At 71.8% G+C, this 12,558-nt stretch carries 11 protein-coding genes; 3 read left to right on the forward strand and 8 right to left on the reverse strand.

Features of this window, described 5'->3' with window-relative positions:
• Window positions 1–174 precede the first annotated feature (174 nt).
• Genes EJC77_RS12205 through EJC77_RS12220 form a run of 5 tightly spaced genes read right to left on the reverse strand, consistent with a single transcriptional unit; the run spans window position 175 to window position 5,010 of the window.
• The gene (locus EJC77_RS12205) at window positions 175–1,449 is read right to left on the reverse strand and encodes an MFS transporter (RefSeq protein ID WP_240630188.1); all 1,275 of its coding nucleotides are present in this window, start codon (window positions 1,447–1,449) and stop codon (window positions 175–177) included.
• Window positions 1,446–1,592 (reverse strand): hypothetical protein, encoded by a 147-nt coding sequence (locus EJC77_RS20720; protein ID WP_205787219.1) that lies wholly within the window; start codon window positions 1,590–1,592, stop codon window positions 1,446–1,448. Before EJC77_RS20720 ends, EJC77_RS12205 begins: the two co-directional genes overlap by 4 nt.
• Window positions 1,589–2,518, reverse strand: coding sequence for a LysR family transcriptional regulator (locus EJC77_RS12210; RefSeq protein ID WP_125612995.1), 930 nt, complete (start codon window positions 2,516–2,518; stop codon window positions 1,589–1,591). The genes EJC77_RS20720 and EJC77_RS12210 overlap by 4 nt, the downstream gene beginning before the upstream one ends.
• A 28-nt stretch (window positions 2,519–2,546) precedes the next feature.
• The gene (locus tag EJC77_RS12215) at window positions 2,547–3,701 is read right to left on the reverse strand and encodes an ROK family transcriptional regulator (protein ID WP_240630190.1); all 1,155 of its coding nucleotides are present in this window, start codon (window positions 3,699–3,701) and stop codon (window positions 2,547–2,549) included.
• 31 nt (window positions 3,702–3,732) lie between these two features.
• Window positions 3,733–5,010, reverse strand: coding sequence for an FAD-binding protein (locus tag EJC77_RS12220; protein ID WP_125612999.1), 1,278 nt, complete (start codon window positions 5,008–5,010; stop codon window positions 3,733–3,735).
• 213 nt (window positions 5,011–5,223) lie between these two features.
• On the opposite strand from EJC77_RS12220, the gene xylA reads away from it, so the two are divergent.
• Both xylA and xylB read left to right on the forward strand, forming a co-directional pair.
• On the forward strand, window positions 5,224–6,414 hold the full coding sequence (xylA, locus tag EJC77_RS12225; protein WP_125613001.1) for a xylose isomerase: 1,191 nt from the start codon (window positions 5,224–5,226) through the stop codon (window positions 6,412–6,414).
• Window positions 6,415–6,420: 6 nt separating this feature from the next.
• Window positions 6,421–7,893: a xylulokinase gene (gene xylB, locus EJC77_RS12230; protein ID WP_125613003.1), complete on the forward strand. Its 1,473-nt coding sequence runs from the start codon at window positions 6,421–6,423 to the stop codon at window positions 7,891–7,893.
• Between the two features lie 188 nt (window positions 7,894–8,081).
• On the opposite strand, the gene EJC77_RS21095 is transcribed toward xylB, so the two are convergent.
• From EJC77_RS21095 to EJC77_RS12245, 3 genes are all read right to left on the reverse strand, one after another.
• Window positions 8,082–9,092, reverse strand: coding sequence for a C40 family peptidase (locus tag EJC77_RS21095; protein WP_240630191.1), 1,011 nt, complete (start codon window positions 9,090–9,092; stop codon window positions 8,082–8,084).
• Between the two features lie 162 nt (window positions 9,093–9,254).
• Complete coding sequence (locus tag EJC77_RS12240) at window positions 9,255–9,899, reverse strand: response regulator (RefSeq protein ID WP_125613005.1); 645 nt, start codon at window positions 9,897–9,899, stop codon at window positions 9,255–9,257.
• Entirely contained in the window at window positions 9,896–11,176 is a 1,281-nt protein-coding gene (locus EJC77_RS12245; protein WP_240630193.1) for a sensor histidine kinase, read from the reverse strand. Before EJC77_RS12245 ends, EJC77_RS12240 begins: the two co-directional genes overlap by 4 nt.
• Before the next feature lie 165 nt (window positions 11,177–11,341).
• Here EJC77_RS12245 and EJC77_RS12250 point away from each other — a divergent pair, with 165 nt between their 5' ends.
• A complete protein-coding gene (locus tag EJC77_RS12250) occupies window positions 11,342–12,439 on the forward strand; it encodes an ABC transporter permease (RefSeq protein WP_125613006.1) in 1,098 nt (365 codons plus the stop codon).
• Window positions 12,440–12,558 lie beyond the last annotated feature (119 nt).

The raw sequence follows: 12,558 nt of genomic DNA on the forward strand, positions 1-12,558 counted from the left end.
ATGACCCGGAGGCTGGCACCGGCCCCGGGACGCCGGCCATGGCAGACGGGAACAGCACAATGAGCGCTTTCCCAACACGTTCTTAGCGTTGGGTGATGGCAATGTGGTGACGCAGGTGCGTGGGTTGGCGCGGGCCGGGTCAGCCCAGGCGTCCGCGGGTCTCGGGCACCTTGGTCAGCGTGATGAGGAGGAAGACGACGACGGCGGCGGCCGCCATGTAGATGCCGGGTGCGTGCGGCAGCCCGGTGCCGTGCCGACCAGCGGGGCCGTGCCGCCGAACACGGCGTAGGCGGCGTTGTAGCTGACGGCGGCACTCGTGAAGCGGGTCTTGGTGGTGAAGATTTCCACGAAGAACGTGTAGCAGCCGCCGCCGTAGATGCACAGCGGGATGACGAACAGCGCCTGGCCGAGCAGGGCCAGCGGCAGGCTTCCGCTGGTGACGAGCATGAAGCACGGGATGGACAGCACCGCCAGCGCCGCCGAACCGGCGATCAGCATCGGCTTGCGGCCCACCTTGTCGCCCAGCCGGCCGCCAAACGGAAGGAGCAGTGCGTACAGGGCCAGCGCCATGGCGTTGACCATCAACGACTGGCCGCGGCTGAGGTGGCCCGTGGTCTGGACGTAGGAGACGAAGTAGGCGGAGAGGAAGTAGAACCCCATGGCCGTCAGACCCATCACGAAGATGACCTGGACCATGCGCAGGCCGTTGTCGCGGAAGGCCTCGCGGACCGGGCTGAATTCCTTGCCCTGCCGCGCCCTGGCCTCCTTGAACTGATCGCTCTCATCGGTGCGGCTGCGGATCCACACGCCGAACAGGGCCAACGGCAAGGCGAGCAGGAATGGCAGGCGCCAGCCCCATGCGGTGAACGCGTGGTCGGGCAGCAGCTGGCTGAGGGCCAGGATCAGCCCGCCGGCCACAACCGACGGCAGTGCCGTCGCGGCGATGGTGATGTTCAGCCAGAAGCCCCGCCGGTCCACGGGGGCGTGCTCGAACACGAACGACGGGGCCCCCACCGATTCGCCGCCGGCGGAGAAGCCCTGGACGAGCCGGCACAACACCAGCAGGATGGGGGCGAGCGCGCCGATCTGGGCATAGCCGGGGAGCAGGCCCATTAGGGCCGTGGCCGCACCGATGGCCGTCAGGGTCACGGCCAGCACCCGGCGCCGGCCGATCCGGTCGCCCAGAGCGCCGAAGAAGAGACCGCCCAGCGGCCGGACGACGAACGCCACGCCGAAGGCGGCGAACGTGGCCAGCAGGCCGGCGGCCTGGCTTTCACCGGGGAAGAACTGTTGGGAGAAGATGACGGCCGTCAGCCCGTAGAGCGTGAAATCGTAGAACTCGACGAACTGGCCGACGCTGCCGCCCAGCAGGACGCGCTTCTTGAGGGCGTGCGACGCGTCGGGGCCGGCTGCTGTGGCCGACCGCGTTTCGAGTTTGTTTGCGCTCATGAGCCGGACGCCGGTTCCGCTGTGTGGCAAATGGTGGGCAAAAGCATGGGGTCTCCTTCGATGGCCAACTGTCCACAAGCTTCGGTGACGCCCATCACATCTGTCCAATTGATTGTTTCTGCCGAATCAATCAATTCGTTCAATACATTGATGATGCCCCGGCGCCGTCGGCACCGTAGACCAGCTTGCAGGTTTCCTCGAAGGCCAGGGCCCGCCGCGTGGGGCGCACCCCGTCGGGCCGCACCAGCATGACCTCGATCGGGGGCAGCTCCTCGGTGATCCGGAGGGCGACGACGCGGCCGCCCGAGTACGTGACGTCGCTGTGCAGGCGCTGGTTCAACACGGCGTAGCCGTGGCCGCTGGCGACGAACGAGCGCACCGTCTCGTAGCCGGAAAAACGGTGCCGGATGTTCGGGCTCACCCCGACCATGGCATAGAGGCTTTCGTAGTATTCCCGGCTGTGCCGGACATCGAGGGCGACGGCGGGCTCGGCGGCAAGCTCGCGCAGCGACACCGCCCGCCCGGGCCGGCCGGCGGCCGGATGCCCGGCGGCCACCAGGACATGCGGGGGCACGCGCTCGAGCACGTGAGCGCTGAAGCCCGGCCCCAACCCCAAACCGTAGGTCAGGGCCACTTCGCACCGACCGTCGAGCAGCGCGGCCTGCAACGTCGCCAGGTCCGCCTCGACGATCGACACGGCGACACCGGGATGCTCGGCCTCGAAGGCCTGCAGGATCACCGGCAGCCGGAACGGGGCCAGCGGCGAATACACGCCGACATGCAGCGTCCCCGCCAGGACCCCCTCGGCCCCCCGGGCGGATTCGTACAGCCAATCGGCCTGCTCCAGGAATCCGTTCGCATCCTGGGCGAACTGGCGGCCCGCTGCGGTGAGGGTGATTCCGCGCCGGCGCCGAAAGAGCTGCACGCCGAGACTGGCCTCCAGCTGCGTCATGGCGGTCGAGAGTGCCGATTGCGTCACCCGCAGCCGCTGCGCCGCGGCGGTCATGTTCTCCAGCTCGGCGACCACGGAGAAGTACCGGAGCTGGATCAGCGTAAAGGGTCTGGCCATGGTGCCATCGTGCCACCCGCGGACGGCTCTACCGCACCCCACCACCGGCGGGATCGGCCAACAACGCGGCAAACGCGAGTTCGGCGGCGCCCACCATCATCAGGTCCGGGCCGAGGGCCGCCCGGGAGATGTGTACCTGGGCGGCCGGTTCCCGGATCGCCTGCGCGGCCACGGCCGCGTCCAGCTCCTCCGCGGCGACACCGTGCAGCGCGGCGAGGAAGCCGTCCAGCACGATCGCCTCCGGGTTGAACACGTTGACCACATTCCGCAGGGCCGTCGCGAGATGGCCGATCTGGCGGCTCACCTCCCTGTGCACCACCGGGTCCGTGCTGGCACCCAGTGCAGCTTCGAGATCACCGGGCGCACCGCCGTCGAGCCTCAACAGCGCCAGCAGCGCCTCCTGGCGCACCTCCGTCTCCAGGCAGCCGGAGGCGCCGCAGTGGCAGCGCAGGCCGTTCGAGCGCACGAACGTGTGGCCGAGCTCGCCGGCGAACCCGGACGTGCCGGCGAGCAGCCGGCCCTCGGCGATGATGCCGCCGCCGATGCCGCTGGCCCCGCCGTTGAGGTACACCAGGTTGCCGGCGCCCGTGCCGGCGCCGAACACCATTTCCGCCTCCGCGGCCAGGGAGGCGTCGTTGGCCGCGTGCGCCGGGTACCCGGTGGCGTCCGCCAACATGGCCGCGACGGGTTCGTCGTGCCAGCCCAGGTGCGGCGCGTGGCGGACCACCCCGTCTTGGGCCGTCACCAGCCCCGGCACGGCGATCCCGATCCCGCACACGCGGTAGTTGGCGTCCAGCTCCGCCCGCATGCCGGCGATGACGGCGGCCGCGATGTTGACGGCCTCCGCGGCGCTGGGGATGCGTTCGGTGGCGTACCGGATGTGCTTGTCCACACGCCCGCCGAGGCCCACCAGGCCGATCGTCACGGCGTCGACCTCCGGGTTCACGGCCAGCGCGGCCACGGCCGGATGCGGCCGCACGTCCGGGCTCGGCCGGCCCACCTGCGCCTCCCCCGCCGGCGCCTCCTCATAGACGAGGCCGAGGGCCACCAGCTGGCCGATCAACACGCTGACGGTGGACCGGTTCAGCCCCGTCAGCCGGGTCAGCCGGGCCCGGCTGAGCGTGCCGCGATGATGGATGAGCGTGAGCAGGCGCGCAAGGTTGTTGGGCTTGACCGGGGGCATCATCCCATTCTGGTCCATCGGCGCCCGGCCATCAGGCAGGGACAACACGGTCCAGGAAGCCGTTGCGGAATTTCCCCTCCGGATCCAGCCGCCGGGCCAGCGCGCGGAAGTCGTCGAAGCGCGGGTACAGCGGGGCCAGCTCCGCGGCGCCGGCGTGGAACGCCTTGCCCCAGTGCGGCCGTGCCCCGAACGGCGCCAGCGCCGCCTCGATCACGGGCAGCACGCGTTCCACGGCCGGCTGGTCCGGCTGCCACGTGAAGTGCAGGCCGATCCCGTCCCGGCCATGGTTGGGGCTCAGCCACAGGTCGTCGGCGGCGATGGTGCGGATCTCGGCCACCTGCAGCAGCGGCGAAATGGTCCCGGACAGCGCGCGCATCGCCGCGATGGCGGCCACCGCATGTTCGCGCCCCACCAGGTATTCGGACTGGATCTCGTCGCCGCTGCTGGGCAGGTAGTCCATCCGGAAGTGCGCCAGCCGGTCCGCCCACGAGCCCGGGACGCCGAGCTGTTCGGTGCAGTTCTCCGCGGACACGCCGGGGACCGGATGCCTGGGCGCCGCGGCCGCGCGGCCGCCGAAGAACGACGACGGCGCCCCCGGGTCCGTCGCGCCGGTCGCCGCACGCCGCTTGAACCAGGCCTGGCCGACGGTGTCCGCGCGCCAGTCGGTGAAGAGGCTGACCGAATAGGCCGCCGAGGTCACCGCGTCAAGGTTCGCCAGGACGTTCTCCCACGGCAGGTCCTCGAGCACGTGTTGGGCCACCGTGAAGTGCGGTTCGATCCGCAGGGTCAGTTCGGTGACGATGCCGAGCGCGCCCAGCCCGACCACGTACCCGGCGAAGTCGGGCGTTGCCGCGCGGCTGACGGTGTGCTCGCGGCCGGCGCCGTCGATGAAGCGCAGGCCGACGACGGCGGTGGCCAGGTTGCCGTTGCGGTCGCCGGAGCCGTGCGTGGCGGTGGCGACGGCCCCGGCGACGGAGATGTGCGGCAGCGACGCCAGGTTGTGAAGGGCGAAACCCTGCCGGGCGAGCTCGGTGGCCAGCGTGCCGTAGCGGACCCCGGCCCCCACCCGCACCGTCATGGCCTCCGCGTCGATGACGATGCCGGCGGCGATCCGGTCCAGGCAGACCAGGGTCCCCTCCGTGTCGGCGATGTCGTTGAACGAGTGCCGGGATCCCAGGGCGCGCACGCGCTCCGCGCCGGCGACGATCCCCGCCAGCTCCTCGACGCTGCCCGGATGCTCGATCCGGGCGGCGCGGTACCGGTGGTTGCCGGCCCAATTCAGCTCCGCCGTCGTGTTTTCGACCGTCATGTTTCGCTCCTCAACCTCACGGCACATAATTTGATGTGGGTCACAACATAACAGGAGCAGGAGACGAAGGCCAGCCCCCTTCGTGCGGTTCTCACTGCGGAGCAGCCCCAACAACACTGGTTCGGCTCTTGACAGTCTGCGAAATTCGCATATGTTTGTGTTCAGAACTTATTAGCGTGATTGACCGCACACCACCCCTCGAGGAGCAGACCAATGGCACTTGACCCCACCCGCGACGACAAGTTCTCCTTCGGCCTGTGGACCGTCGGCTGGCAGGCCCAGGACCAGTTCGGCGCCCCCACCCGGCCGCCACTGGACACTGTCGAGGCGGTCAACCGGCTCAGCGACCTGGGCGCGTACGGCCTGACGTTCCATGACAACGACCTCTTCCCCTTCGACGCCACCGCAATGCAGCGCCGGGCCGAGATCGACCGGCTCAAGGGCGCGCTGGAGTCCACCGGCCTGGTCGTCCCCATGATCACCACGAACCTGTTCAGCCACCCGGTGTTCAAGGACGGCGGCTTCACGTCCAACGACCGCGGCGTGCGCCGGTTCGCGCTGCGCAAGGTGCTGGAAAACCTGGACCTCGCCGCAGAGCTCGGCGCCAAGACGTTCGTCATGTGGGGCGGGCGTGAGGGCAGCGAGTACGACGCCGCCAAGGACATCCGCGGCGCGCTGGAGCGCTACCGCGAGGCCGTGAACCTGCTCGGCGACTACGTCACCGACAAGGGCTACGACATCCGCTTCGCCATCGAGCCCAAGCCGAACGAGCCGCGCGGGGACATCCTGCTGCCCACGCTCGGCCACGCGCTGGCGTTCATCGAGACGCTCGAACGCCCCGAACTGGTGGGCATCAACCCCGAAACCGGCCACGAGCAGATGGCCGGGCTGAACTTCACGCACGGCGTCGCCCAGGCCCTCTACCAGGGCAAGCTGTTCCACATCGACCTCAACGGCCAGCGCAGCATCAAGTTCGACCAGGACCTGGTGTTCGGCCACGGCGACCTGCAGAACGCGTTCTCCCTGGTGGACCTGCTGGAGAACGGCGGCCCCAATGGCGGCCCGGCCTACGACGGCCCGCGCCACTTCGACTACAAGCCGTCCCGCACCGAGGACATCAACGGCGTCTGGGACTCGGCGGCGGCCAACATGCGCACCTATCTGCTCCTGAAGGAGCGCGCCGCCGCCTTCCGCGCCGACCCGGCCGTGCAGGCGGCGCTGGCCGACTCGCGCGTCGACGAGATCAACCGGCCCACGCTGAACCCGGGCGAGGGCTACACGGAGCTGCTCGCGGACCCGTCCGCCTATGAGGAGTTCGACGCCGACGCCTACTTCGGCGGCAAGGGCTTCGGTTTCGTGAAGCTCCAGCAGTTGTTCATCGAGCACCTGCTCGGCGCCCGGTAGGACCGCATGATGCTCGTCGCGGGGATCGACTCATCCACCCAGAGCTGCAAGGTCGTCGTCGTGGACGCGGCCACCGGGGCCATCGTGCGCACCGGCCGGGCCGCCCACCCGGACGGCACCGAGGTGGATCCGGCCGCGTGGTGGGAGGCGCTGCACGCGGCCGTGGCCGACGCCGGCGGGCTGGCCGATGTGGCGGCCGTCGCCATCGCGGGGCAACAGCACGGCATGGTGCTGCTCGACGCGGCCGGCGAGGTGATCCGCCCGGCCCTGCTCTGGAACGACACCCGCTCGGCGCAGGCCGCCGCGCAGCTGCGCGACGAGCTGGGCGCCGCGGCCTGGGCGGAGCGGACCGGCTCGGTGCCGGTGGCCTCGTTCACCGGCACGAAGGTGCGCTGGGTGCGCGACCACGAGCCGGAGCATGCGGCGAAGGTGGCCGCCGTGGCGCTGCCGCACGACTGGCTGACGTGGCGGCTGCGCGGCTACGGCCCGGGCGGGTCCAGCCCGCTGGGCCCGGACCTGGAGCAGCTGGTCACCGACAGGTCCGACGCCAGCGGCACCGGGTACTGGTCTCCTGCGGACGACGCGTACGATCTCGATCTCTTTGCCCGGGCGTTCGGCCGGGCCGGGCGCGAGGCGGCAGGCGACGGTCGCGCCCGAGCCGCGGACGCCGTCGTGCTTCCGCGCGTCGCGGCACCGGACGAGGCGGTCGGCACCGTCCATGAGGCGCTGTTCCCGGGCGTTGCCGCCGGTTCCGTGCGCGTGGGACCGGGGGCCGGCGACAACGCCGCCGCCGCGCTGGGGCTCGGCGCCGGGCCGGGCGACGTCGGCGTGTCGGTGGGCACGAGCGGGACGGTGTTCGCCGTCTCGGCGACCCGGTGCGCCGACGCCAGCGGCACGGTGGCCGGGTTCGCCGACGCCGCCGGGGGGTTCCTGCCGATCGCCGTCACGCTCAATGCCGCCCGCGTCCTGGGTTCCATTGCCGGGCTGCTCGGCGTGGACCTGGACCATCTGGCCGAACTGGCGTTGGGGGCCGAGCCGGGCAGCGGCGGCGTGGTGCTCGTGCCGTACTTCGAGGGCGAGCGGACGCCGAACCTGCCCGAGGCCAGGGCCAGCGTCCATGGGTTGTCCATCGCCTCGACGACGCGGGCGAACGTGGCCCGGGCCGCCATCGAGGGCATGCTGTGCGGGCTGGCGGACGGGCTCGACGCCGTGCGCGGGCAGGGCGTGGACGTCCGGCGCGTGCTGCTGATCGGCGGCGCCGTGCAAAACCCGGCCGTCCAGGCGGTGGCCGCGCAGGTGTTTGACGCGCCCGTCGAGGTCCCGGTGCCCGGCGAGTACGTGGCCCGCGGCGCGGCCGTCCAGGCGGCCTGGGTGCTGTCCGGCCTCCGCCCCGACTGGCCGTTGGAGCTGGCCGGCGCCCCGGCCCTGAACGTCCGCCCCGGCATCCGCGCCCGCTACGCCGAGTTCGCCGGCGCCTGAGCCCGGTGGTCGAGCTTGTCGGTGGTCGAGCTTGTCGGTGGTCGAGCTTGTCGAGACCCCCGGTGGTCGAGCTTGTCGGTGGTCGAGCTTGTCGAGACCTGATTTCGACGGGCTCAATCAGCGCGTCCGGTGGTCGAGCTTGTCGAGACCCCCGGGCCGGGACCGCCGGCCGCACCCAGCCAACGGAATCACGACGTGGGTGTGGGCGTCGGGCCGGCCGCGGACTGCGTCGGCTCGGCGCTCGGCGTGGCGGTTCCCGTGGGCGAGGCGGTCGCGCTGCGTGTTGTCGCGGTGGCCGTCGGACTCGGCGTGGCCGTCTTGGTCGGCGTCGGCGTCGGACTCGGCGTCGGACTCGGCGTGGCAGTCTTGGTCGGTGTCGGCGTGGCCGTCTTGGTCGGCGTCGGACTCGGCGTGGCGGTCTTGGTCGGCGTCGGACTCGGCGTGGCCGTCTTGCTGGGTGTCGGCTTGTGCGTGGGCGTCGTCGCAGTGACGGACGCCTTCGTCGAGCCCCTCGCGGACGCCGCCGCTTTCGCGTCGTCGGCGGCGAACTCGGGCAGCGTGAAGTAGGTGGAGACACCGGTGGACGCGGTCGGCGCCAGGATGGTGCCCACCGTCGGGTTGAGGGCGCTGATCATCCTGCCGTCACCGACATAGATCCCCACATGGGACCAGTGATGTGGCCCGTCCGGGTTCTGCGCCACCAGGTCGCCCGGTTGCGGCGACGAGGTCTGGACCATCGGCTCCCATTGCTCGGTGCGCGGCAGCAGGATCCCGGCCTGCCCGTAGGCCCACTGGACGAACCCGGAACAATCCCACCCGTTCGCAAAACTCGTCCCGCCCCACACGTAGGCGTGGCCCAGGCCCTGGTAGGCGGCGGCGAGAATCTCCCGGCGAACCTTGGAGACCAGGGCGGCCGGGAGTTCCGGCACGTCCCCGCGCATGGCCAGCACGCTGTCCCCGGGGGGAACCCACCCGTCCGGTCCGGCCAGATCGATGAGGGGTGCCGGCGCCGGCTTCCGGCCAATCACCAGGGTGTCGGCGAAGCGAATCGTCACGTGGGCCGCCACCACACTGCCGTCCAGCGCACCGGGATCGGCGGGGCGCACGGAGACGGCGGCCAAGCCGGCGGGCGACGGCGTCGTGGCACTGACGTAGCCGGCGCCGACGAACCCGGACCCGCCGAGTACGGCGCAGGCCACCGCCAAGCCAAGTTGGGCCGATCGCGAAATCGCCAATGCCTGCCCCCAACCGAATCATTCCCTGATACAGCACACGCTATTGGCGAGCCTACGCGCCGCCGCGGAGACCCGGAAGGGTTCGGGCGGAAAACGAGTACCCGGACATCACGTGCCACGGAAGGGCTACGCGGGCCCCCGGATGATCCGCCGGGCCGTGGCGGCGGCGATCGCGGCGGTCCGGTTGTCGACGCCGAGCTTGTCGTAGATGTGCACCAAATGGGTCTTGACGGTCGCCTCGGAGATGAACATCTTCTTGGCGATGGCCTTGTTCGCCAACCCCGTGGCCAGCAGTTCCACCAGCTCGATCTCCCGGGCGGACAACGCCGGGGCGGGGTTGCGGATCCGGCCCATGAGCCGGGCGGCGACCTCGGGCGCGAGCGCCGTCTCCCCTGCCGCGGCCGCCTGCACCGCCGCCCGGATCTGTTCGGGCGGCGCGTCCTTGAGCATGTAGCCGCTGGCGCCGGCCTCGACGGCGGCCAGGATGTCCGCGTCGGTGTCGTACGTGGTCAGGATCAGCACCGGCGGGGCCGTCGGCATTGCCCGGATCCGGCGGGTCGCACCGACCCCGTCCATGCCGGCGCCCATCTGCAGGTCCATCAGCACGACGTCGACCGGCTCACCGAGCGTGGCCAGCCGTTCGATCTCGCGGATCGCGCCGGCGCCCTCGGCCGCCTCGGCCACGACGTCGAACTCCTCGAAACCGCCCAGCATGGCGCGCAGCCCGGCCCGCACCACCGGGTGGTCGTCCACCAACAGGATCCGGATCATGCCGGCACCTCCCCCTCCGCAGTCGCCCCGACCGGCAGCCGGATGGCCACCACCGTCCCCTCGCCCGGCGCGGACTCCACGTCGAGCGTGCCGTCCAGCGCGGCCACGCGCTCGGCCAGGGCACGCAGCCCGAAGCCGGTCCCTGGCCCCGCGGCAGCCGGCGCCCCGGGCGTGAAGCCGACGCCGTCGTCGTAAATGTCCATGGTCACCTCCGTGCCCAGGTAGGCCAGGCTGACGACGGCGGTGCGCGCCTTCGCGTGCGCGCGCACGTTGGCCAGGCTCGCCTGGGCCGCGCGCAGCAGCGCCACCCGGTGCGGCTGCGGCAGGTCGAACGGTTCCCCGTCCAGCCGGAACGTGCAGGAGAGCGCCTGGCCCCGGGCGGCCGCCTCCCGCTGGGTCGTCTCGCACAGCCGGGTGAGGCTCTCCACCAGCGTGCCGGCGTCGAGCTGGGGCGAGGACAGGCCGCGGACGAAGGTGCGGGCCTCGGCGAGGTTCTCCGCGGCGGTCGCATGGATCAGCGCCAGCGCCTCCGCCGCGGCGGCCGCATCCCCGGCGGCCAGCGACTTCTCCGCCGCCCGGGACACCAGCACGATGCTGGAGAACCCCTGCGCGAGGGTGTCGTGGATCTCCCGGGCCAGCCGGCCGCGCTCGGCCAGCACCCCGGCCTCGTGCTGGGTGCGCGCCAGCTCGGCCCGGGTGCGGCGCAGCTCGTCCGCGGCCCGGCGCTGGTGCTCGCCCTCCCGGTACAGCAGCCGGTAGGCCTGGGCCGTGGCGATGGCGAACGCGGCGCCGAGCACCGGCCCGATCACGGCCGCCGGCGGCGGACCGGCCGTGCCCGCGGCGGCCCACTGCGCCCAGACCACGGCGGCCGTCATGAGTGCCACGACCGTGACGCCCGCCCACCGGGGCAGCAGGTGCAGGTGCAGGAAGAACAGCGGGAACACGACCCAGGAGAACTCGACGGAGGAGGCCAGCAGCACGCCCCACAGGGCCGTGACCACGGCCAGCCACAGGACGGCGTAGCGGCCCGGATCCGCCGCCGCGGCCCTGTTCGCAAGGGGTTCGGCGGCGAACCGTTTCTCGGCAACCGTGCCGGCAAGGTACACGGCGGCCAGCAGCACGGCCGGCACCAGCAGCAGGTAGCGTCCGGGGGAGACCGCGCGCAGCACGGCGACGGCCAGCAGCACGGCGAACCCGACGTGCAGGGCCACGCGCAGGAACCGCAGGATCGAGGCGCTGGACGTTTCCGGCACATCGTGGAGGTCCATGGCAGCCATGTCACCAAGAGTAGGCCACGCCCGGCCGCACTGGATCAACCGATCGGTTGACCGGCGCCTCAACCACCCGGCACGGCAGGATCATCCAACCCCGCGATGGAACGGACCCGGGATCGAAGGAGAGTGGAAGCAACGGAAAAAACCTGTACAGAAAGAAGGACCACCGTGTTCCTCGCCATCCGAGACATCCGCAACGCCCGGGGCCGCTTCGCCCTGATGGGAGGCGTCGTGGCGCTCATCAGCCTGTTGCTCGTGCTGCTCTCCGGGCTGACCGCCGGGCTGGGCAACCAGTCCACGTCCGCCATCGCGGGGCTGGGCACCGGGCCCGGCGGCACCGGCGTCGACCGGATCGCCTTCGGCGTGCCGGCGGGCGAGAAGCCGTCGTTCACCAACAGCGAGGTCACGGCCGCCCAGGTAGAGGCCTGGGCCCGGCAGCCCGGCGTCGCCTCGGCCGTGCCGCTGGGTGTCAGCCAGACCCGGCTGCAGTCCCCCGGCGGCACCACCAATGTGGCCGTGTTCGGTGTCGGGACCGCCGCTTCGGGCACCCAGGCCGGCCTCACGCCGTCGTCCGTCCGCGCCGGCACCGTGGTGCTCGGCAAGACCGCCGCCAAGGACCTCGCCGTGGCCGTCGGCGACACCGTCACGGTGGGCGGGACAACGTTGCGCGTCGGCGGCATCGTCGCCGACCAGTGGTACTCGCACACGCCCGCCGTGTGGACCACGCTGCCGGACTGGGCGAAGCTGTCGCATGCCGGCTCGCTCGCCACCGTGATCGCCGTGACGTACGACGCCGGTGCCTCCGCCGCCGCCGACGCCGCCGACGCGGCCGGGACCGTGAGCACCACGCGCCCCGGCGCGTTCGCGGCGCTGGGCGGCTATACGAGCGAGCACGGGTCGCTGCTGATGATGCAGGGCTTCCTGTACGGCATCTCGGCCCTGGTCATCGTGGCGTTCCTGACCGTGTGGACGGTGCAGCGCACCCGCGACATCGCCGTGCTGAAGGCGTTGGGCGCGTCCGGCGGCTACCTGCTGCGCGACGCCCTCGTCCAGGCCGCCCTGGTGCTCGTGGCCGGGGCCGGGCTCGGCGCCCTGGTCGGGGTCGGCGGCGGACTCCTGGCAGCCACGGCGGCCCCGTTCCTGCTCACGCCCGCCACGACGCTGCTGCCCGCGGCCGGGATCGTGCTGCTCGGGCTGGCCGGCGCCGTGCTGGCCGTCCGCAACGTCACCCGCATCGACCCGCTGATCGCCCTCGGCGGCAACTGACACCGCCTGGTCTCGCTCCCCAGCCGCTCCCCGCACTCGCAAGCTCGCGCGGGGCCCCTCGCGGCCGTGGGCCCAGCTCGACCACCGGTGATCAAGCCCGTCCGGTCTCGACAAGCTCG

The organism is Specibacter cremeus (assembly GCF_003946885.1).
GTDB classification, from domain to species: domain Bacteria; phylum Actinomycetota; class Actinomycetes; order Actinomycetales; family Micrococcaceae; genus Specibacter; species Specibacter cremeus.